Origin of the sequence: Micromonospora tarapacensis (genome assembly GCF_019697375.1) — a bacterium.
GTDB classification, from domain to species: domain Bacteria; phylum Actinomycetota; class Actinomycetes; order Mycobacteriales; family Micromonosporaceae; genus Micromonospora; species Micromonospora tarapacensis.
Genome location: NZ_JAHCDI010000004.1, coordinates 4,977,997 through 5,003,379 on the forward strand (window position 1 = coordinate 4,977,997; position 25,383 = coordinate 5,003,379).

The following is a 25,383-nucleotide window of genomic DNA, read 5'->3' on the forward strand; positions in this document are numbered from 1 at the left end:
TCCGGCGTAACCGAAGCCCGCTCACTAGGGTTGTCCCCCTGCAACCGGGTAGCGAAGGAGTTCCTTGGCCGGGATCTGGCGTGACTTCATCACCGCCGTGGTCAGCGCCGTCCGGCGGCCTGACGAACGGGCTCTGCGCGACGAGCGCCGCCGGGCGCTGGAGAAGCTCGCCGAGGAGAAGATCCGCGAGGAGCGACGGAAGCGCCCGCCTGAGGAGTGAGGCGGTGCCAGTCCGTCGCTGGTCACTGGCCGATCCGCAGTCCGAACAGGCTCAGCAGGTAGACCACGGCGAAGGCGCCGAAGAACAGCCCGGCGCCGCCGAGCGCCGCCTGACTGGCCAGCGACGGCCGCACCTGCGCCGGTAGCCGACGGTTGACGTACAGGGTAAGCCCGACCACGACCGGGGTGTGGGCGGCGGCGATGATCCCGCCGACCGACAGGATCTGCACCGGGTCACGGACCAACAGGAACAGCACGAGCGGAGCGAGGGTCATGCTCACCGCCACGTAGGTCCGGTAGACCCGGCGCGGGTGGCGGTGCAACCGGTCGGCCCAGTCACCGGCGACCGGCTGGGCGCTGCGGCCGGGCTGGTCGTCGGGGCGCCGGCCGATGATGAGCCGGGTGGCGTCGGCGTAGGTCCGCGCCCAACCGTCCTGGTTGGCGAAGATCGTGCCCCACAGCGCGACCACCACGCAGGTCAGCAGCAGCACCTCACCGAAGGTGCCCCACAGCTCGCTGAGCAGGGCGGTCAGGTCCCTGGCCACATCGACACCGTTGGGAATCCGCCCCTGCGGGGCGAGCAGTTCGGCGCCGAGCACCAGGAATGACACGATCACCAGTCCGCCGCCGATCACGCCGACCGCGGCGGTGCGACTCATCATCCGGGTCCAGCCGCGTACCCGGCCGAGCTGCTCCTCGCGATCCGCTCCCTTCTCACCGCCGGCCTCGTCGCTGGCGGACGAGGGCTGGTCGACCGCACCGCCGAAGCCGCGCGCGGCGACCCAGTAGGAGAACCACATGACGCCGACCGCACCGGCCAGGATGAACCCGACCCAGGGCAGGACGAAGTACAGGTCGACATCGTCAGGTACCCCCGGGACCAGGCCGGTCATGATGTCGCCGCTGACGGTGCTCGCCGCTGCGGTGATGGCTGCGCCGACCAGGACCAGGGCCAGCACCGAAGTGATCCGCTCCACGCCCTGGTACCGGCCGGCCAGCACCAGCGCACCGGAGCCCAGGATCACCACGCTCGCGTACATGGCCTGATCGCCGGGCAGTCCGACCATGAGCGCGCTGCCTACCAGGGCGGCGATGCCGGCGATGGTGACCACCCCGGCGACGAGCTGCGGTATGAAGATCACCCAGATCGCCCAGCCGGACGGCCCCGGCACCGCGCGGAAGCCATCGAGCAGAGTACGGCCGGTCGCCACGCTGAACCGGCCGGCTTCCCGAATCATGATCCACATCAGTACGGTCACGATCAGCGCCAACCACAGCAGTTCGTAGCCGTACCGTGCGCCGATACGGGGCGTGAACAGGACCGATCCGGAGCCCACCGAGGACACCATCCACAGCAGGCCAGGGCCGTACCAACGGAGTCGGCCCCGGTTGGGCGCGGGTCTGGGCTGTGAGCGGAGGCGGAACGCAATCGACACCTGGGATCCCTCGGTCGTCGTCGGGCTGACGAGCGCGTGACTCTTTCGGCCCTACCCCAGGCACCCGGAGACGACACGTGGACGACACGACCAGTCAGACGCGGCGGCGGTACCGCAAACTCAAAAGGGCGCTCCCTGATCAGCTGCGCTGGTCGGGGGACACTTTTGCGGTTCAGGAGAGCGGAGGGTGTGGGATTCGAACCCACGAAGACATCGCTGCCTTACCGGTTTTCAAGACCACCCCGATCAAGGCGCTGACCAGCACGAACGTTGCCAAGTCCGGGTGTGACGACACAGATGCGACGCAGACCAACCCGGGTGGTGGTCGTGAACCCTCCTTAGTCAGGCGGGGTCCGTCCGTCTTTGGCACCCGTCTCCGCCTCTGCATTCGGGCTCCCTTGCGGGGCACTTGCTAATCCGGCCAGCCACGACCGCGCACGCCCGACCGTTCCTGTCGTCTTCGACGCGGCCAACCCGACGCCAGTGAGCGCCATCCCACTTCCGATGCCCGCCACGCCCAACAGCACGTGCCCGCCACCCAGCATTGCCGCCCCGAAGCCGACGACCGCCATCCCGCCGCCGACGCTCGCCCAGCCCAACAGGACGTTCCCCCACCCACCGTCGCTAGCCCCCGCCGATAAACGCCACCCCGCCGCCAACGAACGTTGCGCCCAACAGCACCTGCCCGCCACGCAGCATCGCCACCCCGACGCCGACGTTCGCCACCCCGAGACCGAGTAGCGCCACCCCCAACAGCACCCAACTCTCACGCGAAATCGCCACCCCGCCGCAAATGAGCGCCACCCCGCCCCCAAGGAACGTTGCGCCCGCCAGCACGTCCCCGCCACGCAGCATCGCCACCCCGACGCCGACGTTCACCACCCCGAGACCGAGTAGCGCCACGCCCAACAGCACTCGCCTGTCACGCAGCATCGCCACCCCGCCGCAAATGAATGCCGTCCCGACGCCGATGCCCGCCACGCCCAACATCACGTCCCCGCCACGCAGAAGCGACGCCCCGAAGCCGGCGACTGCCACCCCGACGCCGACGACCGCCGCTCCGTGCAGCAGGCGGAAGGCCGTGCTGGCGTCGGTGGAGATCAGGACCGCCGCCACCACCAGTCCCGCCGCGAGGAGTGTGGCGGGTATGGTCCACGGCCGGAACACAGCGCCGATCGTGGCGAGTCCGGCGAGGGTGAGCAGAACAGCGGGGGCACGGCGGGCCAAAACCGAGTTGGCATCCACATGGCCGCGCAGAAATCCGGCAACGGCCGCCACCGTCACGACGAGCAGCGCAAGGCCAACTGCCCGCCACCGGTAGTCGCCAGACAGGATGTTGAAGGCCATTCCGCCAACAGCCGCGCCTAGGGCATATCCGGCCCCACGCAGCAACGGATGCATCTGACGGGCTGAGCCATCAGAAGAAGCGGAACTCATGGCATCATTATCCAGGCTACCTGCAATCACTCAACATGCCGCCGGTGCGGGTGCACCCTGGGTCGCTGCGAATCGGGATCAACCCCAGTTGAAATCAGTGATCAATACGTTCAATTAGTGCGCCGGCAATCTCGCCCATGCTCGCAATCACGACGTCTGCCCCCGCCCGGAATGTCTCGGCCTTGCTTGGCCGATTCGCGTATCCGATGACCCGCATTCCGGCCAGCCGCGCCCCATCGATATCCGAAAGTGAGTCACCAACCAGAACGCACCGGCTCGACGGCACGCCGACAGCGAAAGCGGCTTGCAGGATCGGCACGGGGTTGGGCTTCATCAGGTCCGGATGGGCGTACGCCCGGCCGACAACCGGCGATACGTACGCATCAAGCCGATGCGCGGCCAGGTACGCGCTCACCGCGCCCGCCGAGTTGTTGCTAACCACCGCAACCGGCATTCCGGATTGTCGTGCCGCGACGATGACTTCCCGTCCGTACGCCGTGGGTTCGGCAGTCTCGACGGCCCGCCGTTCGGCCGCGCAGAGTGCCTCTTCTACGGCCCGTGTGACGCCCTGGTCGCCAGCCGCGCCGGTACGGCGTAGCACTTCAAGCGGATCTGGCTCGCTGGCAAGTTCCGGCGAAACGTCGACCCCATGCTGCCGCAGCACATCAACCAACTCGGCGGCAACCTGCGGCGCGGGATATCCGGCGAAGATGCTGCACACCGGGCCGTCAAAGTCGAGTAAGAGTGCGTCGACATCGCCGAGTAGTCGGCGGAGGTTGGCGTTCATGCGTCGTACAGGTAGGCGATGGTCGACCACACCGAGTCAAACCATTGGCGGGACGCTTCTACGAACTGTGTGCCATGTGAGGTGTCGTCGTCGGTCACGGCGTAGTGGAACAGCGGCACGTCCTTGCCCATCAGGTCATAGATGGCCATCGGCTCACCCTTGATCGATACGGTGCGCTCCGTGACGGGATAGAAGCCGTAGAAGACCTCTTCGCTGTTGAGGATGTAGAGCTTGAACAGCGGGGACGCCCGGTGTAGCCGTACCTCAACGGTGGTCGACCGGATCAGGCCAAGGTCGCCTAGCTCGGTGACCTGATCGATGATGCCGTCTGCTGCTCGGCGGGTGATTCGCTCGGCGCGTTCGCGTACCGCAGGATCGTCGGCTTGTGTCTCGGCCCGTGCCGGCAGTGCCATCGGTGCGGTCATGTCGGAGAGCAGGACTCGCACGGCGATCGTCTCGGGCGCGAGTCGGCCGACGCGCACCTTGTCGAGTGTTTCGGCGAGCGCGTCGCGCAGCGTCTCGCCGGAGAACCCGGCGAAGTCGATGCTGACGTGAGGCCGATCGAACGCTGCTTCGATGTGCGGGCGCAGCTCGACGGCTCGCTGTGTTTGCGCCCGGACGAACGCGCCGCTGCCCTGCCGGGACACGATCAGCCGCTCTGTCCGGAGCAGGTCTAGGGCTCGTTTGACCGTCTCTCGTGCCACGCCGTAGCGGGTGGCTAGCTCAGGCTGCGACGGCAGCTTGTCACCGGGGGCGAGTCGGCGCGTGAGGATGGCCGCCCGCAGCTTGTTCGCGATCTGCTGTGACGCCTGTTTCGGGTCGTCGGGGTCTAGCTGGCCGAGGAAGTCAAGGTTCTCGCTCACGGGATCACCCTAGCGCTGACTAGCCAAGTTGGGAAAGTTCGCCGCGCCCCCTTGACCTGACTAGCCAAGCCGGCTTACGTTCATCTCGTCGCACCTGGCTAGCCAGGAACGACAAGCCGGTTGGTTGCTGCGTCGGCGTTGCGGCTTTGGCTGCGGCGTTCGCGAACGGGCCGCCGTGTGGCCGTTCATTGAGAACTCCAGAGCAGAAGCGCCGCGTTTGATCTGGCTTGCGGTATTCCCGCCTTGAGTCACACGGTGGCCGACCCCTGTAGATCCAGGGCGAGCGGGCCGAGCGGACCGGATCTTGGCGCGCGGACTGTCTTCTGCCTCTTCGCATCTGCACCTGTCCCGGGGTGGGTTGTCGCGCTGCTCTGGCGTGGCCTCACCCCGGGCTTTCCCGTCTTGATCCCCGCTTGTGGAGGTGAGCCGTCATGACCGTGAGCGTCTTTGCTGCCGTTCGTGTCTCGACCAGGGGAAACGCCGTGTGGCGTGAGTGCTGCGGCTGCGGCGACCTCGCCCCGCTGTCCCCGGATCAGACCCGCTGCCGCCCGTGTGAGCGGCAGACGAGTTCTCCCCGTCGCCGGCCGGTGGCGGGTTCCCGTCGTTCCGGAAGGAACCGCAAGTGAACAGCTACGACCTGACCGACGCCGGCCCGGAGGGTCCGAGCGTCGATGACCTCGCGGAGATCGAGCGGGAGATGCCGCTGATCGACGCCGAAGTGCTGCTGCTGGATGCGCAGATCACCATCCTGTGCGCCGATCCCGCCCCGTCCGACCTGGACTGGCAGCGGGTACGCCGGGCGCGTAAGCGGGTGCTGCGGGAGGCTCGCGCGCTGCTGGCCGTGCGTGCCGCGTCGAGCCGGGCCGCGTAGGAGGTGCCCACGGTGAAGAACCCGCCGAGCATTCCCGTTGTCCTGTTCACCGTCGCGGACGCGATGGCCCGCAACGCGCTGCCGCTACCGGCGAAGGTGGAGGCGTCAGACGAGTTCGGGTTGGAACTGGCCTTCCCGAGGCACGTCGAGCTGCGCCGCTGGGCGCGGTTCATGCGCCTGCCGATCAAGCAGTGGCACAGCCACACCTACCAGCGCGACGACGTGCCGAAGGTGCTGACCAACGTGTCCGGCGACTGGCGTGACATTCGGGTGCGGCTGCACTGCTGCGAACCGACCACCGACACGCCGGCCGAGTTCCTGCCGGCGGTGGCCGCATGACCACCCGGACGCCCCGCACTCGCCCGTTGCCCGGCGCGGTGGTGTCCCGCCGCGTGGTCGGCACCCCCGGCGAGGTGGCCGCCGTAGTGGCGACGCTGCGCGACGCCAACCGCCTTGTCGGCATGACCCTGCCGGCGCAGATGCCCCACGGCGACGGCCGGGTGTGGGTCACGGTCCGGATCATCGACCGGCCCCGCGCCGCCCGCACCACCACGCCACCCCGCGTAGGCCGCCGCTGGCCGGTCGTGACCGCCGTCGCCGTCCCGGCCACCACGGCGGTGGCGGTGGCCGGCTACCTCGCCGTCCAGATCGTCACCGCACTCATCGCCCTGTTGCCGCTGCTGGCCGGCGGCGCGTTCGTCCTGGCCGTGCTGGCGCTGCTGCTGCGCCGCTCCGGGGTGTGCTGCCCCGGCCTGCACTGCCCCGGCTGCAACCACTGACCAGGGAAGGACCCTGATGACCGCACGCACCTTCACCCATCCGTCCGTGCTGGCCGGCATCGCCGCCGGCCGGCGCATCCTGGGCGGACCCGGAGATGGACCCGACCCGCATCGACTGGACGGCGCGGCGGGCCGCCGCCGCGATCCCGTTCCCCCTCGTGGACGGGCGACCGGTCAACCCGTACGCGCCGACCGGCATCCGGTACGGCCGTAACGAGCTGGGCCACTGGGGCGAGGCCCTTGCCGCCGACGCGATCGTTACCGCGTGCGACCCGGACGGGTGGCGGTGGCTGCTGCTGATCGAGCGCGGCGACGGACACGGGTGGGCGCTGCCCGGCGGGCACGTCGACCCCGGGGAGGACCCGACCGCCGCCGCGTTTCGGGAGTTGGCCGAGGAAACCGGCCTGATCGCCACCCACACGGCCCCGTGGGCGAAGACGCTGCCCGCCCGCTACGTACCCGACCCGCGCGCCTCCGATGAGGCGTGGATGGTCACCGTTCCGGTCCGCATCGACCTCGGTAGCCACGTCGGGCCGCTGCCCGACGTCACCGGCGCCGACGACGCCCGCCGCGCCGTGTGGGTGCCCGCCGTCGACTACGGCTGCATCGTGCGCCACCTGGCCGACGCCTACAGCGGCGAAGTCTTCGCCGCCCACCGTGACCTGCTCGCCGACATCCTCACCGACTGACCGGAAGGACACCCCCGATGTTTCGTCGTACGCCGGAAGACCCGGCGATCGTGGCCGCCCGCGCGGCGGCCCGCCGCGAGTCCGCTGCCGCTGAGGTGGAGCGGGCGCGGTTGATGGCGCAGCTCGACCGGGAGCAGCAGGAGGCCGCCGCCGAGCACGCACGCCGCCAGGCCATCGCCGATGAGCAGGAGCGACGCCGCCGCGACGCCGCCCGCCGCGTCGAGCGCGCCGAGCGCCGGGAGCGTCGGCGTAAGGCGCGTGCGGAGTTCGCCGCGAAGCTACGTCCGGTGCTGCCGCTGCTGCTGATCAACGGCGGTGCGGCCTACGCGCAGGCCGCCTACGCCTACTCCGAGATCGCCCCGGCGGCGTGGAACGGGCCGTCTCGGGTGGCGTTCGCGGTGGCGTTCTCCGCCGCCCTGGAGTCCATCGCCGTCTACGTGCAGTGGCACGCCCACGACGCGCTCATGCTCAAGGCCCACGCCACCGCCGCGAGCCTGCGCCGCGCCGCGTGGGCGATCGCCGCCGTGGTCGCCGCCATCAACTACGCCCACTTCGCCGACGGCATCGCCCCGACGGCGGCGGCGGTGGCGTTCGCGCTGCTGTCGCTGCTGTCGCCGTGGCTGTGGGGGCTGCACACCCGCCGCGCGCAGCACGTGCAACTGCTGGCGGAGGACGCGAGCCTGATCGATGACGCCGGGGTGGAGTTCTCCCCGAAGCGCCGCCGCATGTTCCCCATCCGCTCCCTGATGGCCGCCCGGTGGTCGATCGAGCACAACGAGCGCGACCCCCGCAAGGCATGGGACGGCTACAACGCCGAGCGGGCCGCCCGCGCCGCCGCCCGCCAAGCCGACAAGGCCACCCGGGCGCAGAAGGCCACCGCGCCGCCGCCGGCCGACCCGACGCCGGATGAGGTACCGGCGGAGGTGCCGGCCGATCCGTGGGAGCACGCCGAGCCGGTGACCCCGGCCCCGGCCGTCCCGGTCGCGCCGGTTCGTGAGCCGGTCCGCCCGGCGCGGCCCACGCCCCGGTCGCTGACCGCCGCTGAGCGGGTCATCGCCGCGCACACCGCCGAGCCGACCGCCAACCACGACCGCATCGCCCGCCTCGCCGAGGTCAGCGTGAGCACCGTCAAGCGCCACCGCCCCCGCCCGGTGACCGGTTCACCATCCGCGCCGGACGCTGCGGCGACGCCGGTCAACGCCACACCCGCCCCGATCGCCGCCTGAACAGGAGGACCGATGTTCGGCAAGAAGACCACCGTCCCGAACACGATCAGCGACCAGCAGATCACGGACCTGAGCCGCCGCGCGCAGAAGGCCAACCCGTCGATGTTCAGCGACAAGGCCATCAAGCAGCGCAAGGCCGACCAGTCCTGACCCCGCCCGGCGGCACGGCCACCGGCTCGCAACCTGAGCCGTGCCGCCGGTCCAACCCGCAACCCGCCTGAGGTCTTGGGAGGACCACCAGTATGGGCATGCACATCTCCGACCACCAGTACCGCGAGCAGCACGAGCGGATCGTGGCCCGTAACCGCGAGCAGCGGTTGGCGCAGATGGCCGAGGCGCAGCGCCAGGCCGACGAGCGCAACGCCCGCGAGGCCGCGAAGCGGCAGGCCAAGCGGTGAGCGCCAAGCGGTTCACCGACGCCTACCAGCAGTGGCGCGACACCGACGCCGCCGCCACGGCCACCGGCAGCAAGGCCGCCCGCGCCGAGGCCGAGCGGCAGCGCCAAGCCCTGCACGACAGCGCCGAGGCGCAACGCGCCCGCCGGCAGCTCAACGGCCGCGCCGCCCCGCGCGACCGCCGCTGACCTTTCCCCACCAGTACCGCTGACCGCTTCCGCCGCCACCGGCTCATTACCCGGTGGCGTCCGGTGGCCGCCAGAGCGTCTGGACGGCCGGGAGGGAGCACCCCCGATGGGCAAGAGCTGCGCGCACCCCGTTTTCCACTACACCTACGTGGACGGGAAGAAGTTCATGGTCTGCACCCAGTGCGGAGCCATGTGGGAAGTCTGACCACCCCTATCCCGGCGGCACAGCCCCCTTATGGCCTCGCAAACCACGGGCTGTGCCGCCGGTCCTCATCCCCAGATCGGTTGGAGGAACCCCCATCATGACTGCCCCTGATGATGACCGTTTCGACTGGCAGGCGGCGGAAGCCGACCTGACCGACGCTCCCGGCGCTGAGGTTGTGGACCTGGACGATGCTCGCGCCCGCCGGGCACCCCGGCCCCGGCCTGCGGCCGGTGACACGCACTTCGACATGCCCCTCGATGAGTCGCCGCAGCGCGGCGGCATGCTGGTGGACCCGCCGCCGGCCTCGCCGTCCGGGCGACGGCCGATCCTGCCTGCCGGTTGGTCGGGGTGGCGCAACATCAAGCACAGCGTGCGGCAGGCCGCCGAGTTGGCCGCCTACCGGGCCGGGTTCCACGCGCTGCGCGCCCCCTGGTACGCGGCTCAGGCCGCGTTCTGGGCCACGGTCGGGGTGTTCCGGGTGACTGGCCGTCAGTTGCGCTGGTGGTGGGTGGCGGAGCAGACCGGGTTGCGGCAGGCCGCCGCCGACGCGAACGACCCGGCGATGTGGCACAAGCTGCACCGGGAGGTGAAGGCCACCCGGGCGTGGCGCGGGTTCGTGCTCACCGCAGAGGCGCTGACCCTCGCCATCGGCGGGCCGATCGTGTGGGCGACCGCCCCGTGGTGGGCGCTGACCGCCGGTGCCGGCCTGGCCGTGGCCTACCTGGCGCACGTCGGCCGACCCGATGACCGACCGATCATCACCCCGGCGACCGTGGCGGGACGGTTTCGGCGGGTGAACCCGGACATCATCCTGCGCGCCTACTACGCGGCCGCGCTGGGCAACCCGGACAAGCAGCATCAGCGGGTGGAGTTCGGGTCCACGATGGCGCGGGACGCGTCGGGTACCGGGTCGCAGGTGTCGATTGATCTGCCGTACGGCAAGACGTTCGATGACGCGGTGAAGGCGCGTGGCGCGATCGCGTCGGGTCTGGACGTTGCTGTGTCGCAGGTGTTCATCTCCCGCGACCCGACCTCGCACCGGCGGCACACGCTGTGGGTGGCCGACCGTGACCCCCTCGCTGTGGGGGCTGGGCGGACGCCGCTGCTGCGGTGCAAGCCCACCGACATTTGGGCACCGGCCCCGTTCGGGCTGGACGAGCGCGGCAACAAGGTCTCCATTGACCTGATGTGGACGTCGATGTTGATCGGGGCGCAGCCCCGGCAGGGTAAGACGTTCGCCGCCCGCTCCCTGGCGTTGTACGGGGCGCTCGACCCGTACGTCAAGCTGTCCGTGTTCGATGGCGGCGGTAAGCCGGACTGGCGGAAGTTCTCCCTTGTCGCGGACCGGTGCGCGTTCGGTCTGGCGATGACCCGCGACGGTGACCCCGGCGAGATCCTGTTGGACGCGCTGCGGGAGTTGAAGGCCGACGTTCAGGACCGTTACGAGCGGCTGTCCGCGCTGCCGGTAGACGTGTGCCCGGAAGGCAAGCTGACCCGCGAGATCGCCCGCGACCCGCGCTACCGCATGCCCGTGCGGATGGTCGTGCTGGACGAGTTTCAGGAGTACTTCGACCTGGGCGAGCAGTCCAAGGAGATCGCCGCGCTGCTCGTCTATCTGGTCAAAGTCGCCCCGGCCGCCGGGGTGATCCTGATCGACGCCACGCAACGCCCGTCCGGGGTCGGCACCGGTCAAGTCGCCACTCAGTTCGTGTCCTACCGGGACAACCACCAAGTGCGGTTCTCCCTGCGTACCGGCTCGTGGCAGGTCAGTGACCTGGTACTCGGGTCCGGCGCGTACTCGGAGGGACATGACTCGTCCACGCTGCTACCCACCTACAAGGGCGTCGGCATCCTGCGCGGCGCGTCCGACGCCACCCCGACCGTGCGCACCTACCTGGCAGATCAGGAGGACGCCGAGAAAATCCTGATCGCGGCGCGGAAACTGCGCGAGGCCGCCGGCACCCTCACCGGGATGGCGGCCGGTGAGGACATCACCCGCGCCTCCCGCGACGTGCTGGCCGATGTGCGGTCACTGTTCGGGCCGGGCGAGCGCGGGTTGCAGTGGGAAGACATCGCCGCCCGCCTCGCGCAGCGCATGCCGGAGCACTACGCCGACCTGACCGCCGAATCGATCTCCGCTCAGGTCCGCGCGTTCGGTGTACCGAGCGTAGATGTCAAGCGCGCCGGCAAGGCCCTCAAGGGAGCCAAAGCCGACGCCATCGACACCGCGATCGACCGCCGCAAGACCGCCTGAACGGTCGCGGCCTACCCGCGACCGGTCGCGTCCACGCGACCCGACCCGCGACCGGCCTGGTCAGGACAGACATAGACCGGTCGCGGGTCGCCCCAACCCCTGTTTCAGCCCAGAAAACGCCCTGGGAGGCCCAACCGTGCCCACCCTCGCCGCGACCGCAACCACCGCAGGCAGCACCGCCGGCCTGATCATCCTCACCCTCGCCGCCGTCACCCTCGGTTACCTCGCCGCGTGCTGGCTACGGCCATTCCGGCGGTGCCGCCGCTGCCACGGCACCGGCCGCCGCCGCCCCCTCATCCTCCGCGCAACCCGAGCGTGCCGCCGCTGCGACGGCACCGGCGAACACCTACGCCCCGGCCGCGCCGCACTCAACTACCTCCGCGAACTCCACGACAAGGGGAACCCGCAATGACCACCACGCCCCCCACCGCCACGGCGGCCCGCTTCACCAACAGCCAACGCGGCTACCTGATCGTCTGCGCTCCCGTACGGCTCGCGCCGGGCGTGCTGGCGCACCGCCCCTCCCGCAACGTCATCGGCAGCGACACCGAGGGCAACCCGACTCACAGCGGCCGACCGTTGTTTACCACCAACCGGCGATGGATCACCACCCCGGCCTGCCAGCCCGAACCCGACCCCACCGACCCGCACGCCGGACGCGGATGGGCCGAGTACACCGCCGGATGGGCTGACCACCTCGGCGCGCTGGCCTGCCCCGCGTGTTTCCCTCCTGAGGACGCCGCCTGATGGCCGGGCTTCGGGTGTTCTCCTACGGCGGCGGGGTGCAGTCCACCGCCGCGCTGGTCCTGGCCGCGCAGGGGCGGATCGACTTCGGGGTGTTCCTGTTCGCCAACGTGGGCGACGACTCCGAGGACCCGGCCACCCTTACCTACCTGGAGCGGTACGCCATGCCCTACGCGGCGCTGCATGGCATCCAGCTTCACGAGCTGCACCGCCAGCGCCGCGACGGCAGCCGGGAAACGCTGTACGGCAGGCTGACCCGCGACGGGTCGCGGTCGTTGCCGATCCCGGTGCGGATGTCCAACGGCGCCCCGGGCACCCGATCATGCACGGCCGATTTCAAAATCAAGGTCATAGGCCGGTGGGTCAAAGCCCACGGCGCGAGCGCCGACAACCCCGCCATCGTGGGTGTCGGGATCAGCCTGGATGAGATTGAGCGGGTCAACAACCGCCGGTCAGAGCCCTACGAGCGCACCGTCTACCCGCTGTTGGATCACGCACCGCCGCTGCGGCGCGACGACTGCGCCCGCATCATCACCGCCGCTGGTCTCCCGGTGCCGCCCAAGAGCGCGTGTTGGTTCTGCCCGTTTAGGCGGCCCGCGACGTGGGCCGAGACGCGCCGCGACCGGCCGGAGATGTTTCAGCGGGCGTGCGACCTGGAAGCACTGCTCAACCAGCGGAGGGCCGCGCTCGGCAGAGACCCGGTCTACCTCACCCGGTTCAACCGGCCGCTTGCCGACGCGATCAGCACGGCACAAGACATGCTGCCCGGCTTCGACACCGCCGACGCGCTGTGTGACAACGGCGCGTGCTTCACCTGACCCGACCATGACCGGCCCGACCTGCCGGCACTGGATCGGCACCGCTGGCCGCTACTGCGAGACGGCCGAGGGTGTGCGCCCGTATCTGCAAGGACCACGCTGCCCGGCGCACACTCCGGCCGCCCTCGCCGGCCTACCCGAACCCGACTCCACTCCGGTCGGCGCGCGGTGATCGACCTCGCCGCCGAACACCGCCGTCGCCGTCCCTAACTTCCGCTTTCGTCTCGTTGGAGGTGGCTTATGACCCGACCACCGACGCATGATCTCGCCGCCGAACAGGCCGTCATCGGGGCCGCGCTGCTCGCCCCGAGCGTGGTCGCTGACCTGGCCGCCACCCTGGCCCCGGCCGACTTCTACCGGCCCGCGCACGGCCGGCTGTGGGAAACGCTGTGCCACATGCACAGCGCCGGCCAGCCGATCGACCCGATCGCTCTCGCGGCCCGCCTCGCCGAAACCGGCGACCTCGCCACGGTCGGTGGTGCCCCGTACCTGCACACCCTGATCGCGGCTGTGCCCACGGCCGCGAACGCCGGGCATTACGCGCGGATCGTGGCCGAGCACGCCCGCCGCCGCCAGGTCGCCGACCTCGGCGCGTACTTGACTCAGCATGCCGACGACGGCACGGACGTGGCGGACATCGTCGCTGCTGGCCGGGCGATGCTCGACCAAGCCGCCGGGGCCGCGCAGTGGCCGCCGCTGATCCCGCTCGGCGACCACCGGCACCTGCCCGACTTCCCCGGCTACGTGCTGCCCGATTGGGTCGCCGAGCACGTCTACGCCGTGGCCGAGTTCACCCAAACTCCCGTTGATCTGGCCGGCTGTATCGCCCTGGCCGCCCTGTCGACCGCCGCCGGTGGACGCGCCGAGGTGGAGGTACGCGGCTCCTGGCGGGAGCCAACGAACCTGTTCACCGTCGTCGTGTTGCCGCCCGGCTCCCGCAAGTCGGCGGTATTCGCGGCGATGACCGGGCCGCTGTTGGCCGCCGAGAAGACGCTGGTCGAGCGGACGAAACCGGCGATCGTGGAAGCCGAACTCTCGGCCCGCGTGGCTGGCAAGGCGGCGGAGAAAGCCGCTATCGCCGCTGCGAACGCCGACGCTTCCGGTCGTGACACGCTGCTGGCTGAGGCGACCGCCGCCGCGATGAACGCCGACGCCGTGACCGTGCCCGTCCTGCCGCAGTTGGTCGCCGACGACGTGACCAGCGAGGAAGCCGCCTCACTGCTCGCCGAACAGGCCGGACGCCTCGCCGTGCTCTCCCCCGAGGGCGGGATCTTCGCCACCATCGCCGGCCGCTACTCCGGCACCCCGAACCTGGAAGTGTTCTTGAAAGGGCACGCCGGGGACATGCTGCGGGTCAATCGCCGATCCCGCGCCCCCGAACACGTCGAGCACCCCGCCCTCACCCTCGGCCTCGCAGTGCAGCCGGACGTGCTGCGCGACATCGCCGACATGCCCGGCTTCCGGGGAAAGGGCCTGCTCGCGCGCATCCTGTTCAGCCTGCCCGAGAACACCGTAGGACGGCGCAAGATCGGAGCCGACCCGGTACCCGAACCCGTCGCCGCCACCTATGCGGGCAACCTCGCCGCGCTCGTCATGAGCCTCGCCGAATGGACCGACCCCGCCGTCCTCCCACTCACCCCCGACGCCAACGAGCGGGTGCTCGACATCGAGCGGGCGGTAGAGCCCCGGCTCGCTCCCGGTGGGGCGTGGGGACACATCGTGGACTGGGGCAGCAAATACACCGGTGCGGTCGTCCGGCTCGCCGGGCTGATCCACCTCGCCGAACACCTGCGCAACGGGTGGGGCAAGGCCATCACCGCAGACACCATCGACCGGGCCGCCCTGCTCGGCGAATACTTCGCCGCTCACGCCCTGGCCGCGTTCTCCGACATGGGCGCGGACAAGGCCACCCGCAACGCCCGTCACGTTCTCGCCTGGATCGAACGCACCGAGGCAACCGCCTTCACCAAGCGAGAGTTGTTCCGCGCGGTCAAGAGCAACCAGATACCGACCGTCGCCGACCTCGACCCGGTGCTGTCGCTGCTGGAAGCCCACGGCCACATTCGGCAACTCGACCCACCCGAGCGACCCCGCACCGGGGGACGACCGCCCTCACCCTCCTACCTAGTTCACCCCGAAACCCATCAGCCCGCCGCCACCGTGCACCCGCTCGCCGAGGCCCGCCGAACCGCCTGACCGCCGCTGACAGAACCGCCAGAACTGACAGAACCGTGGGTTGTTTGGGGTTCTGTCAGTTCTGGCGGTTCTGTCACACGCCCCGCCGCCCTCCAGACGTGCCGCCGACAAACGGCCCCACATGCGCCGCCCGCTGAGAGCCACACAGACGGTTCGCTCCTATGCCTTACCCCAACCCACCCGAGATCTTGCCTCTTCGTGGCTCTCAGCGGACCGTTCTATGCCGTTCTGCGGCAATACCTCCCGAGCCCTCCATAAGTGACCAGCATCGACCGGAAGGCCCCACGATGCGAATCAGGCTGCACGGCACACCCGCTGAAACAGCCGCAGCACTCGACGCCATCGCCCAAGTGCTGCACATCCGCCACGTCTCCCGGCCCTACCCCGACCGCCGATCCCCGATGTTCCAGCGCATCTACCTCGACGCCACCCCGAGGGAGGACACCCGCCGATGACCGCCCGCCGCACTCCCACCGGCAACCTGCTCACCCTCGCCGAAGTGCTGGACGAACTTCGCGTACCCCGGTCGACCTTCTTCCGCTGGAAGGCCACCGGCCGCGCACCCCGAACCATCAAGTACCCGAACGGAAGCCTCTACGTCCGCCGCCGCGACCTGGACAACTGGCTTAACGACCATGAGGAGGCCGCTTGAGCAGCTACGACGTACGCATTCACGCGATCCTGGCCAACGACCTATCGGGCAAGCGGAAGTCGTACACGGTCCGATGGAAGGTTGCCGGCAAGCCGTTCCGAAACACGTACGCCACTCGGGCACTCGCCGAGAGCTTCCGATCAAAGCTGGTCGTGGCACAGCGCGAGGGAACGGCATTCGATGAAAAGACCGGGCTACCGGAACCGATGGCACGGGAACTGAACAGCCGGAATTGGTACGACGTCGCCGTTGCGTTCGTGGATATGAAGTGGCCGCGTGCGGCAGCGACGCAGCGCAAGAGCATCGCCGATGCGCTCACCACGGTCACGCTCGCCCTGCTCGCCACGTCACGCGGCGCACCGGATGACGCCGAGATCCGTCACGCCCTCTACACCTGGACCTTCAACAAGTTGCAGCGCGACCGGGACAACGGCATACCGCCGGAGCACCTTGCGCCGGCCATCCGGTGGCTGACCGCGAACACTCTGCCACTCACCGACGTGGCAAATCCAGCCACCATCAGGAAGGCACTCGACGCTCTCACGGTTCGGATCGACGGTGGCCCGGCCGCAGCGAACACCGTCGCAAGAAAGCGGGCCGTCTTCTACAGCGCCTTAAAGTACGCGGTTGAACTTCGCTATCTCGAAGCTCACCCAATGGACTTCATCCAGTGGCGAGCGCCGAAAAACACCGATCAGGTTGACCGGAAGGTGGTCGTGAATCCTGAACAGGCACGTTCCCTACTCTCGGCGGTACGCAAGCGCGATCCACACTTGGAAGGCTTCTTCGCCTGCATGTACTTCGCCGCGCTCCGTCCCTCCGAGGTAATCCACCTACGCGCCGACGAATGCGAGCTACCCGAGAAGGGGTGGGGTTGGCTTCACCTCAGCGGCTCAACTCAGCAGGTTGGCGAGGATTGGAGCGACAGCGGCAAATCGTTGGAAGACCGGGAGTTGAAGCACCGGGCGAAGAAGGCGACCCGCGATGTCCCGGCCTGTCCGGAGTTGGTTCGCATCCTGCGGCATCACGTCCGGGAGCACTGCCGCGACGCCAACGGGCGAATGTTCAACGCCGCCGGTGCGCGACCCGCACCGGTGTCCAAGAGCACCTATCTGCGCGCCTGGCGACAGGCGCGCGAGGCAGCGCTGACACCGGCTCAGCAGCGCTCACCTCTGGCGCACCGGCCGTACGACCTGCGGCACGCCGCCGTGTCGCTCTGGCTCAACGCCGGAGTGCCGGCTACCCAGGTTGCTCAATGGGCCGGGCACAGCGTGCATGTGCTGTTGAAGGTCTACGCCTCGTGCATCGACGGCCAGGATGAAGCCGCCCGGAAGCGAATCGAGGGAGCGTTGGGCACCGACGACCAGGCCGAGAACGCGCCGGGCGACGCCGACACGTAACCGACACGACCAGTGAGACACGGCGGCACCGGGCGAGACAAAGTGAGACTGATTCACCATCTATGAACGCGCCCCCTGACCGGCGTTAGCGCTGGTCAGGGGGCGTTTTTGCTGTCCAGGTGAGCGGAGGGTGTGGGATTCGAACCCACGAAGACATCGCTGCCTTACCGGTTTTCAAGACCAGCGCCATCGGCCACTAGGCGAACCCTCCTGGACCGCGCGAGCGCGGCCGTGCATAGTCTGCCACGGCCCGCGCAGCGGCGAGCGACGAGCCACCGGCCGCATTCGGCTCACTCACGTTCAGTGGTGGCGTGGCCCGGGACGTGGACGGGGCGGTGGATCGGGTATGACTGGGCCATGCGTGCGATCACCATTCCGGAGCCCGGCGGACCCGACGCGCTCACCTGGACCGAGGTGCCCGAACCGCAGCCCGGCCCGGGTGAGGTGGTCATCGACGTGCGGGCCACCGCGGTGAACCGGGCCGACCTGCTGCAACGGCAGGGGCACTACCCTCCGCCGCCAGGTGCGCCCGCGTACCCCGGGCTGGAATGCTCGGGGGTGGTGAGCGCGATCGCTCCCGACGTGACCGACGCCCGGGTGGGTGACGAGGTCTGCGCGCTGCTGGCCGGCGGCGGGTATGCCGAGCGGGTGGCCGTGCCCGTCGGGCAACTGCTGCCGGTGCCGGCCGGGGTCGACCTGGTCGACGCCGCCGCGTTGCCCGAGGTCGCGTGCACGGTTTGGTCGAACGTGGTGCGGGTGGCCCGCTTGACGGCGGGCGAGACGTTGCTGGTGCACGGAGGTGGCAGCGGCATCGGCACCTTCGCGATCCAGCTCGGGGCCGCGCTGGGCGCGAAGGTGGTGGCGACCGCCCGGGCCACGAAGCACGACCGGCTGCGCGAGCTGGGTGCCGGCCATCTGGTCGACTACCGGGACCAGGATTTCGTCGAGGAGGTCCGGCGGGTCACCGACGGCCGGGGTGCGGACGTCGTCCTCGACATCATGGGCGCGTCGTACCTCGGCCGGAACGTCGCCGCGCTGGCCACCGACGGGCGACTGGTGGTGATCGGCATGCAGGGCGGGCGCCGGGGCGAGCTGGATCTCGGCGCGCTGCTGGCCAAGCGTGGCACGGTCGCCGCCACCGCGCTGCGCTCCCGCCCGCTGGACCAGAAGGCCGCCATCGTCCGGGGGGTACGCGATCAGGTCTGGCCGCTGGTCGAGGCGGGCCGGGTACGCCCGGTCGTCGACCGGCGGCTGCCGATCACCGAGGCGGCCGACGCGCACCGGCTGGTCGAGTCGAACGAACACGTCGGCAAGGTGCTGCTCACCGTCGGCTGAGCAGAACCGGGCAGGACCGGACCGGGCAAGGGCAGGACCGAGCAGGGCCAGGACCGCGCAAGGACCGGGCAGGGCCAGGGAAGCCTTACTGCGGCAGGGTGAGGCGGGCGCCGGGTCCCTCACCGGCCAGGGTGTCGCCCGGGTTGTAGAGGGTGCAGCGGCGCAGCGACAGGCAGCCGCAGCCGATGCAGCCGTCCAGGTCGTCGCGGAGCCGGCGCATCAGCCTGATCTTCTCGTCGAGGCGGGCCCGCCAGGCGGTGGAGAGCCGCGCCCAGTCGTCGGCGGTGGGTGTCCGGGAGGCGGGCAGCGAGTCCAGCGCGGACCGGATCTCGGCGAGCGGGATGCCGACCTGCTGGGCGATCCGGATGAACGCCACCCGGCGCAGCTCGCCGCGGTGGTAGCGGCGCTGGTTGCCGCCGGTGCGGTCGGCCCGGATCAGGCCCAGCCGCTCGTAGTAGCGCAGGGCGGACTGCGCCACCCCGCTGCGGGCGGCGAGTTGACCGATGGTCAACGATTCCTGCATCACATTCGCCTTGAGTTGAACCTCGCTTGAACTTGCAGGCTATCCGCATGACCACACTCGCCACCACCACAGCCCGGATCGCCGAGGCCGCCGCGCCGCTCGACGGCCGGCACCCGGTCGCCCCACTGCTGGAACGCGCCCGCGCCGGCCGGGAGTTCGGCGCGAACGTCCACTCGACCCTCGACGTGCTCTGGGTGCTCTACGACCGGGTCCTGCGGGTCACCCCGGCTACCGTCGACGACCCCGACCGCGACCGGTTCCTGCTCTCCAAGGGGCACGCGGTCGCCGGTTACTACGCGGTGCTCGCCGCGAAGGGCTTCGTCCCACCCGACTGGCTGGACGACCAGGGCGGGCCGGAGAGCCGGCTCGGCGACCACCCGGACCGGACGCTGGTGCCCGGGGTGGAGATCGGCTCCGGCTCGCTCGGGCACGGTCTCGGTCTGGCCGTCGGCACCGCGCTCGGGCTGCGCGCCCAGGGCCTGCTCGACCCTCGGGTGTACGTCCTGCTCGGCGACGCCGAACTGGACGAGGGCGCCAACCACGAGGCGATCGCGTACGCCGGTGCCGTCGGTCTGGCCAACCTGACCGCCGTCGTGGTCGACAACTCCTCCGCCACGCACGGCTGGCCGGGCGGGTTGGCCACCCGGTTCACGGTCAACGGGTGGACCGCCGCCACGGTCGACGGGCGGGACCACGCCGCCCTGCACGCCGCGCTGACAGGACACCACGGACACCGGCCGCACCTCGTCGTCGCCGTCATCGAGAGTGAGTGATCATGCGGGACCGTTTCGTCGACACCACCACGCTGCTGCTCGCCGAGGATCCGCGTACCGCCCTGGTGCTCGCCGACATCTCCGCCGAGGCGTTCGCCCCGGCCGCCCGACGGCATCCCGACCGGGTGCTCAACGTCGGTATCCGGGAGCAGTTGATGCTGGGCGTGGCCGGCGGGCTGGCGCTGACCGGGCTGCGCCCGATCGTGCACAGCTACGCGCCGTTCCTCGTCGAGCGGGCGTACGAGCAGATCAAGCTCGACCTCGACCACCAGGCGGCGAGCGCGGTGCTGGTCGGCGTGGGCGCCTCGTACGACCGCGCGGCGGCCGGGCGTACCCACCTCAGCCCGGCCGACGTCGCGCTGCTCGACACCCTGTCCGGCTGGACCGTGCACGTGCCGGGGCACCCGGCCGAGGTGCCGGGCGTGCTGCGTGCCACGGTGGCCGCCGACACCTCGGCGTACCTGCGGCTGTCCACGCTGAGCAACGCCCGCCCGCACGCCGGCGACGGCGCGCTCGTGGTGGTGCGCGACGCCGGCCCCGGCGCGGCGCTGCTGGTCGCGGTCGGGCCGGTGCTGGACGCGGCCCTCTCGGCGGCGGCGGACCTGCCGGTGACCGTGGCGTACACCCACCGGCCGCGCCCGTTCGACACCGGCGGGCTGCGGGCGCTCGCCGGCACCGAGGTGATCCTGGTCGAGCCCTACCTGGCGGGCACCTCGGCGCGGGTGGTCACGGCAGCGCTGGCGGACCGGGCGCACCGGCTGCTCACGCTCGGGGTCGGGCGGGAGGAACTGCGCCGCTACGGCTCGGCCGAGGACCACACCCGCTGGCACGCGCTGGACGCGGCGGGGCTGCGCCGCTCGCTGACCGGCTTTCTTTCCGCCGCCCTGGTGTGAGGCTGGCACCGGCCAGCCCGGTGGCAGCGGGCTGGACCGGCCCGACGATCAGGAAGCGGTAGCGCCACCGGGGCGGCGTCGGGTGCGCTCGCGGCCGAGGATCCAGATCGCCTCGACGCCGTCCCGCCAAGTGATCTTCTTGCCCTCCTCGCGGCCCCGGGCCCGGTAGCTGATCGGCACCTCGTACGGCCGGATCCGGCGGCGCAACAGCTTGCCCGTCACCTCGGCCTCCATGCCGAAACCGCGGGAGCGGACGTCCAGCGAGCGGTAGAGCGCGACCGGCATCAGCTTGAAACAGGTTTCCAGGTCGCCGATGTAGGAGTTGAACAGCACGTTCGCCGCCATGGTGACGCCCTTGTTGCCGATGACGTACCAGAAGCTGTAGGCACTGTGGCTGCCGAAGGTGCGGTTGCCGTAGACCACCGTCGCCCGGCCGTCGAGCACCGGGGCGAGCAGCTTGGGGATGTCCTGCGGGTCGTACTCCAGATCGGCGTCGAGGATGACCATGTATTCGCCCTCGGCGCTGGCGACCGCGGTCCGGATGGCCGCGCCCTTGCCCGCGTTGCGCTGGTGAGTGATCACCCTCAGCCGCGCGTCGTCGGTCCGGCCGAGGATCTCCCCGGTTCCGTCGCGGCTTCCGTCGTCGACGACCAGGAGTTCGATCTCGCACGGATACTCGACCGCCAACGCCTGCTTGAGGGCAGCCGCGACGCGCTCTTCCTCGTTGTAGACCGGCATGAGGATCGACAGCTTCACGGGAATCTCCACGAGGGCGGGCGGTATGTCGGGCCATAGCCTAGCCCGGCAGGTCAGCCGGATGGCGGTGGCCTCCGGTGGAGATGGACGGCCGGGCGCCGGACCGATCGCGTTGCCTGCCCCATTGGCCCGGTTCGGCGGTGCGCGCAAGTATTCCGAGATGTATTCACATACCTGCATCGCACGCGTTACCGTCCGGTAACTCGATCGACGTCCCGCGATCGAGCCGAAAGGAGTGTGTCGATGTCTGGTGCCACTGCCAGGCGCGAACGGGCGCATCGACGGCGGCTCGCCCCGATCGCCGTCCTCGCCACCGCTCTCGTCCTGCCGATGCTGGCCACGGCCACACCAGCCGCCGCGGCCGACCGACCCACCGCCCAGCCACTGCCCGCCCACCTGGAGACCATCCGCGCCGCCGAGGCCACCGCGCTCTACGGCGCACCCGGCATCCGCCCGATCGAACAGCGACGCACCTCGCTGATCACCATGGGCGACAGCCAGATCTCCGGCGAGGGGGTGGGCAACTACGTGCCCGGCACCCACCAGCCGGGCAACTGGTGCGACCGCTCGTACGACCAGGCGGTGTTCCGCACCGGCATCGCCGCCGACGAGCGCTACAACATCGCCTGCTCGGGCGCCACCCCGTGGAACCTGGTTGCGGGTGGCCCGAGCCAGCACAACGAGCTGAACCAGGGCGACCACCTCGCGATCAAGGCACGCAACACGCACGTCAAGCTGATCTGGGTGGTCGCCGGTGCCAACGGGGACGGCACCATCCAGTTCGGTCCGGTCGCCACCGACTGCGCCATCCGCCGCGTCTTCTTCCAGGGGCCCTGCTGGCCCACCTACACCGACCAGTGGACGGTACGCACCGACGGCAGCCGCCGAGCCGTCGAGGAGGCGCTGACCGACATCCGCCGGACCATGGCGGACGCCGGCTACCTGAACTCCGACTACGAGCTGGTGTTCATGTCGTACTCCAGCCCGGCCGGCCCGGACGTGGAGGACAACCCGAACTTCCCCGGCTGGTACTCGGGCGGCTGTCTGCTCTACCTCGCCGACGCCGCGTTCGCCCGGAACAAGGCGGTGCCGCTGTTCGAGTCGGCGCTGCGGGCGGCGGCGGCCGACACCGGCACCCGCTATCTCGACGCCAGCCGGCTGTTCCACGGCCACGAGGTGTGCACCGACAGCACCTCGGTCCGCGGGCTCTACATCGAGCTGGGCATCTGGGACGAGAACGCGGCCCGACAGTCGTTCCACCCGAACTACCGGGGGCACGGCATGTTCGCCCAGTGCATCACCCAGTTCTACGCCTCCGGGCAGGAACAGGGCAGCTGCGTCGACCCGGCCAGCACCGGCAACGGCGTGCTCCACCCCGGGTTGTTGGAGTTCAGGCAGCTGCGCAACGCCGCCACCGGCACCTGTGTGGACGGCAAGGGGTACAACTCACGCAACGGCACCGTCCAGCAGTCGTACCGCTGCCACGGCGGGCGTAACCAGGGCTTCTGGTACGACCCGACCCGACAGTCGCTGCACTCCGAGCTGTCCCACGATCGCTGCCTGGACGTCTCCGGCGGATCGCTGCAATCGGGCCGGGCGGTCAACATCTACGACTGCCACGGTGGCACCAACCAGAAGTTCGTGCTCTCCGGCAGCCGGCTCCGGGCCGCCGGTGACACCAACCTCTGCCTGGCCTTCGACAACCCGTTGCTGAGCACCCCGCGGCTGCGGCTGGCCACCTGCTCCAGCAGCTCCCGGCAGCAGTGGTCGTTCGAGTCGCGGTCGTTCGCCGAGCCTGTCGGGTACGGGAGGGACGACTTCATCGGGTCCCGGGTGTACTGACCCACCCGGATCTTGGTACGGAACGGCCCCTCCCCGGGGGCGGTTCCGTACCAAGATCTGGGCTGGCGCCGTGGGCGTCAGCCTTGGTCGACGGGGACGAGGATCAGGCGGGCGGTGGAGGCGTCACCCTCCTTCGCGCCGGCGACGCCCAGCTTGGTGCCGACCTTGATGCCCGTGGACGCGACCGACCTCCGCCGCTCGATCACGCGCAGGTCGTCGGAGAAGGTCCAGGTCAGGGTGAAACCATCGGTCGACTTGACGGTCATCTTGTCGCCGTCGACGGCAGTCACCTCGCCGCGCTGCACGGCCACGGTCTTCGTACCGCCGTCCTTGGTCTGCACCACCGCCTCGCCGTGCAGCGTGTTCCTGCGCAGCAGCACCCGGGCCCCGCGGCGCTTGCGCAACTCTTCGACGCGCTCCCGCCGGGTCTTGCCCTCGGCGGCCGGCGGCTCGCCCGGCGCGGGCTCCGTGGCCTCGGGTTCCAGCTCGACGGGATCGAAGCCGAGCGCGGCGAGGGCCTGGCCCTCGGCACCCATCGCCGCGACCACCTCGACGGCGGTCTCCTGCGTGGCGTCCCGACCGGGCCGGGCCACCCCGCAGCCGGCGGCGCCCAACGCGACCGCCACCAGCAGCGCCGTGGTGGCGGTGACGGATCCCCTGCGTGCCATGTCTCGTCCTCTCGTTCGTGGTGCCACCAGCGTGCCCCGGCCGGATGAGCCAACCGTCAGGCCGACGTTCGAGTCAGGTAAGGATCCCGGGCAACCGCACGGTGAACGCCGCCCCGCCCTCCGGGGCGTGCCCGGCGGTGATCTCCCCGCCCAGCCGGCGGACCAGGCCGGCGGCGAGCGCCAGACCGAGCCCGCTGCCGACCTTGCGCACCCCCGGTAACGCTGGTGCAGCGCGCCGCGCTCGAAGGCCACCGCCAGGTCGTCGTCGGTCAGCCCGGGCCCGCCGTCGCGGACCTCGACCACGCCGCCGGCCGCCGGGTCGGCAGCGGCCGGCCGGACCGCGAGGACCACCGGCGCCCCGGGCGGGACGACCCGCAGCGCGTTCTCCAACAGCCCGTCGAGCACCTGCCGGATCCGTCCCGGATCGGTGTACGCCGGCACCGGCCACTCCGGCAGTTCCGCCCGGAACGTCACCCCGACCGAGGCACACCGATCGGCCCAGATCCGGCCAGCGTCGGCGGTCAGCCGGGCCAGGTCGACCGGCACCGGTTCGAGCGGGAAGTCGACCGCCTCCAGCCGGGCCAGCGCCAGCAGGTCGTTGACCAGCCGGTCCAGGTGCTCCGCCTGGGCGAGCATGGTCCGACCGGTGTCGGCCGCCGCGGCCGGTTCGACCACTCCGTCGGCCAGCGCCTCGGCGTAGCCCCGGATCGCGGTCAGCGGGGTACGCAGCTCGTGCGAGACGGAGAGCAGGAACTCCCGCTGCCGGCCCTCGCTGGTGGCCAGCGCGGTGGCCAGCCCGTTCAACGCGTACGCCAGGTCGGCCACCTCGGCCGGCGATTCCACCGGCACCCGGACGGTCCGGTCCCCGGCGCGCAGCCGGGCGGCGGCGGTGGCCGCCCGGCGGATCGGCCGGGCCAGCCGCCGGGCGAGCAGTGAACCGGCGACCGCCCCGGCCGCGAGCCCCGCCAACAGCGGCAGCCAGAGCCCGCGCAGCACCTGACGCCACACCCCGGCCCCGGCGGGACGGGTCAGCACCACGCCGTCACCACCGGGCAGCGCCCGCCCCTCGACGAACGCCCGTTGCCCCGCGACCAGCCGCCGGCCCGAGATGTCCCGCCCGTTGACGACCCGGTTGACCACCTGCGGAGGCAACCCGGGACGGTCGACGGTGCCGCCGGAGATCAGGTAGATGGTGGTGCCCCGGTTGCCGAGTTGGCGGATCAACCGTTCGCCGGCCAGGTCACGGACCCGGCCGGGCCGGGCCCGCAACAGCTCGGCGGCGAGTTGGGCCTGCGCGGCCAGCGCCTGCCGGTCGCCCCGTTCCACGGAACGGACCGCCACCGGCACCGCGACCATCGCGGTGACCAGCACCGATACCAGCGCGACCGCGCAGGTCACCAGCACCGCGCGGGCGGTCAGCGTACGGCCGGGACG

General features: G+C 70.7%; 27 protein-coding genes, 1 tRNA gene and 2 pseudogenes. 21 read left to right on the forward strand and 9 right to left on the reverse strand.

What is annotated here, in order from left to right; all coding sequences use genetic code 11:
• Window positions 1-64: 64 nt before the first annotated feature.
• Window positions 65-220, forward strand: a complete 156-nt coding sequence (locus KIF24_RS28855; RefSeq protein ID WP_221086704.1) for a hypothetical protein — start codon at window positions 65-67, stop codon at window positions 218-220.
• Window positions 221-242: 22 nt separating this feature from the next.
• Here KIF24_RS28855 and KIF24_RS28860 read toward each other — a convergent pair whose 3' ends face one another.
• From KIF24_RS28860 to KIF24_RS28875, 4 genes are all read right to left on the reverse strand, one after another.
• Window positions 243-1,655, reverse strand: a complete 1,413-nt coding sequence (locus KIF24_RS28860) for an Nramp family divalent metal transporter (protein WP_331461316.1) — start codon at window positions 1,653-1,655, stop codon at window positions 243-245.
• 624 nt (window positions 1,656-2,279) lie between these two features.
• A complete protein-coding gene (locus tag KIF24_RS28865; RefSeq protein WP_221086706.1) occupies window positions 2,280-3,002 on the reverse strand; it encodes a hypothetical protein in 723 nt (240 codons plus the stop codon).
• A gap of 184 nt (window positions 3,003-3,186) precedes the next feature.
• Window positions 3,187-3,879 (reverse strand): HAD family hydrolase, encoded by a 693-nt coding sequence (locus KIF24_RS28870; RefSeq protein WP_221086707.1) that lies wholly within the window; start codon window positions 3,877-3,879, stop codon window positions 3,187-3,189.
• Window positions 3,876-4,742, reverse strand: a complete 867-nt coding sequence (locus tag KIF24_RS28875; protein ID WP_221086708.1) for a winged helix-turn-helix domain-containing protein — start codon at window positions 4,740-4,742, stop codon at window positions 3,876-3,878. Before KIF24_RS28875 ends, KIF24_RS28870 begins: the two co-directional genes overlap by 4 nt.
• Before the next feature lie 622 nt (window positions 4,743-5,364).
• Between KIF24_RS28875 and KIF24_RS28880 the strand changes: the two genes are divergently transcribed.
• The 16 genes and pseudogenes from KIF24_RS28880 (at window position 5,365) to KIF24_RS28955 (ending at window position 17,159) form a co-directional block, all read left to right on the forward strand.
• Window positions 5,365-5,613, forward strand: coding sequence for a DUF6284 family protein (locus tag KIF24_RS28880; protein ID WP_221086709.1), 249 nt, complete (start codon window positions 5,365-5,367; stop codon window positions 5,611-5,613).
• Between the two features lie 12 nt (window positions 5,614-5,625).
• Window positions 5,626-5,952, forward strand: coding sequence for a hypothetical protein (locus KIF24_RS28885; protein WP_331461317.1), 327 nt, complete (start codon window positions 5,626-5,628; stop codon window positions 5,950-5,952).
• Window positions 5,949-6,392, forward strand: a complete 444-nt coding sequence (locus KIF24_RS28890) for a hypothetical protein (protein WP_221086711.1) — start codon at window positions 5,949-5,951, stop codon at window positions 6,390-6,392. The genes KIF24_RS28885 and KIF24_RS28890 overlap by 4 nt, the downstream gene beginning before the upstream one ends.
• 16 nt (window positions 6,393-6,408) lie before the next feature.
• Window positions 6,409-7,081 (forward strand): annotated as a pseudogene (locus tag KIF24_RS28895) (NUDIX domain-containing protein).
• A 17-nt stretch (window positions 7,082-7,098) separates the two neighbouring features.
• Window positions 7,099-8,307, forward strand: a complete 1,209-nt coding sequence (locus KIF24_RS28900) for a hypothetical protein (RefSeq protein WP_221086712.1) — start codon at window positions 7,099-7,101, stop codon at window positions 8,305-8,307.
• A 12-nt stretch (window positions 8,308-8,319) separates the two neighbouring features.
• On the forward strand, window positions 8,320-8,457 hold the full coding sequence (locus tag KIF24_RS28905; RefSeq protein ID WP_221086713.1) for a hypothetical protein: 138 nt from the start codon (window positions 8,320-8,322) through the stop codon (window positions 8,455-8,457).
• A gap of 92 nt (window positions 8,458-8,549) precedes the next feature.
• The gene (locus KIF24_RS28910; RefSeq protein WP_221086714.1) at window positions 8,550-8,705 is read left to right on the forward strand and encodes a hypothetical protein; all 156 of its coding nucleotides are present in this window, start codon (window positions 8,550-8,552) and stop codon (window positions 8,703-8,705) included.
• Window positions 8,702-8,890 carry a hypothetical protein gene (locus KIF24_RS28915; RefSeq protein WP_221086715.1) on the forward strand — a complete coding sequence of 63 codons (189 nt, stop codon included), beginning with the start codon at window positions 8,702-8,704 and terminating at the stop codon, window positions 8,888-8,890. Before KIF24_RS28910 ends, KIF24_RS28915 begins: the two co-directional genes overlap by 4 nt.
• Window positions 8,891-9,192: 302 nt before the next feature.
• Complete coding sequence (locus KIF24_RS28920; protein ID WP_221086716.1) at window positions 9,193-11,349, forward strand: cell division protein FtsK; 2,157 nt, start codon at window positions 9,193-9,195, stop codon at window positions 11,347-11,349.
• Between the two features lie 136 nt (window positions 11,350-11,485).
• The gene (locus KIF24_RS28925) at window positions 11,486-11,761 is read left to right on the forward strand and encodes a hypothetical protein (RefSeq protein ID WP_331461318.1); all 276 of its coding nucleotides are present in this window, start codon (window positions 11,486-11,488) and stop codon (window positions 11,759-11,761) included.
• Window positions 11,758-12,096 carry a hypothetical protein gene (locus KIF24_RS28930; protein WP_221086717.1) on the forward strand — a complete coding sequence of 113 codons (339 nt, stop codon included), beginning with the start codon at window positions 11,758-11,760 and terminating at the stop codon, window positions 12,094-12,096. The genes KIF24_RS28925 and KIF24_RS28930 overlap by 4 nt, the downstream gene beginning before the upstream one ends.
• 35 nt (window positions 12,097-12,131) lie before the next feature.
• Complete coding sequence (locus KIF24_RS28935; protein ID WP_331461319.1) at window positions 12,132-12,911, forward strand: phosphoadenosine phosphosulfate reductase; 780 nt, start codon at window positions 12,132-12,134, stop codon at window positions 12,909-12,911.
• Window positions 12,912-13,151: 240 nt separating this feature from the next.
• Window positions 13,152-15,107, forward strand: a complete 1,956-nt coding sequence (locus tag KIF24_RS28940; protein WP_221086719.1) for a DUF3987 domain-containing protein — start codon at window positions 13,152-13,154, stop codon at window positions 15,105-15,107.
• A gap of 287 nt (window positions 15,108-15,394) precedes the next feature.
• The gene (locus KIF24_RS28945) at window positions 15,395-15,562 is read left to right on the forward strand and encodes a hypothetical protein (protein WP_221086720.1); all 168 of its coding nucleotides are present in this window, start codon (window positions 15,395-15,397) and stop codon (window positions 15,560-15,562) included.
• Window positions 15,559-15,759 carry a helix-turn-helix transcriptional regulator gene (locus KIF24_RS28950; RefSeq protein ID WP_203174352.1) on the forward strand — a complete coding sequence of 67 codons (201 nt, stop codon included), beginning with the start codon at window positions 15,559-15,561 and terminating at the stop codon, window positions 15,757-15,759. Before KIF24_RS28945 ends, KIF24_RS28950 begins: the two co-directional genes overlap by 4 nt.
• Entirely contained in the window at window positions 15,756-17,159 is a 1,404-nt protein-coding gene (locus KIF24_RS28955; protein WP_221086721.1) for a tyrosine-type recombinase/integrase, read from the forward strand. Before KIF24_RS28950 ends, KIF24_RS28955 begins: the two co-directional genes overlap by 4 nt.
• A gap of 124 nt (window positions 17,160-17,283) precedes the next feature.
• Here KIF24_RS28955 and KIF24_RS28960 read toward each other — a convergent pair.
• A tRNA-Ser gene (locus tag KIF24_RS28960) sits at window positions 17,284-17,370 on the reverse strand.
• Between the two features lie 146 nt (window positions 17,371-17,516).
• Here KIF24_RS28960 and KIF24_RS28965 point away from each other — a divergent pair.
• Window positions 17,517-18,494: an NAD(P)H-quinone oxidoreductase gene (locus KIF24_RS28965; protein ID WP_221086722.1), complete on the forward strand. Its 978-nt coding sequence runs from the start codon at window positions 17,517-17,519 to the stop codon at window positions 18,492-18,494.
• Between the two features lie 85 nt (window positions 18,495-18,579).
• Here the strand turns inward: KIF24_RS28965 and soxR are convergent, their stop codons facing one another.
• Window positions 18,580-19,017, reverse strand: a complete 438-nt coding sequence (gene soxR, locus KIF24_RS28970; protein WP_221086723.1) for a redox-sensitive transcriptional activator SoxR — start codon at window positions 19,015-19,017, stop codon at window positions 18,580-18,582.
• 47 nt (window positions 19,018-19,064) lie between these two features.
• Here soxR and KIF24_RS28975 point away from each other — a divergent pair, with 47 nt between their 5' ends.
• Together KIF24_RS28975 and KIF24_RS28980 are read left to right on the forward strand one after the other, a co-directional pair.
• Window positions 19,065-19,790, forward strand: a complete 726-nt coding sequence (locus KIF24_RS28975) for a transketolase (protein ID WP_221086724.1) — start codon at window positions 19,065-19,067, stop codon at window positions 19,788-19,790.
• A 2-nt stretch (window positions 19,791-19,792) separates the two neighbouring features.
• Window positions 19,793-20,683, forward strand: coding sequence for a transketolase family protein (locus KIF24_RS28980; protein WP_221086725.1), 891 nt, complete (start codon window positions 19,793-19,795; stop codon window positions 20,681-20,683).
• A 48-nt stretch (window positions 20,684-20,731) separates the two neighbouring features.
• Here KIF24_RS28980 and KIF24_RS28985 read toward each other — a convergent pair whose 3' ends face one another.
• Entirely contained in the window at window positions 20,732-21,439 is a 708-nt protein-coding gene (locus tag KIF24_RS28985; RefSeq protein ID WP_221086726.1) for a glycosyltransferase family 2 protein, read from the reverse strand.
• A 243-nt stretch (window positions 21,440-21,682) separates the two neighbouring features.
• Between KIF24_RS28985 and KIF24_RS28990 the strand changes: the two genes are divergently transcribed.
• Window positions 21,683-23,281, forward strand: coding sequence for a ricin-type beta-trefoil lectin domain protein (locus KIF24_RS28990; RefSeq protein ID WP_221086727.1), 1,599 nt, complete (start codon window positions 21,683-21,685; stop codon window positions 23,279-23,281).
• A 77-nt stretch (window positions 23,282-23,358) separates the two neighbouring features.
• Here the strand turns inward: KIF24_RS28990 and KIF24_RS28995 are convergent, their stop codons facing one another.
• Both KIF24_RS28995 and KIF24_RS29000 read right to left on the reverse strand, forming a co-directional pair.
• Window positions 23,359-23,949 (reverse strand): hypothetical protein, encoded by a 591-nt coding sequence (locus tag KIF24_RS28995; RefSeq protein ID WP_221086728.1) that lies wholly within the window; start codon window positions 23,947-23,949, stop codon window positions 23,359-23,361.
• Between the two features lie 56 nt (window positions 23,950-24,005).
• Window positions 24,006-25,383, reverse strand: a pseudogene (locus KIF24_RS29000) (sensor histidine kinase); the annotation flags it as partial.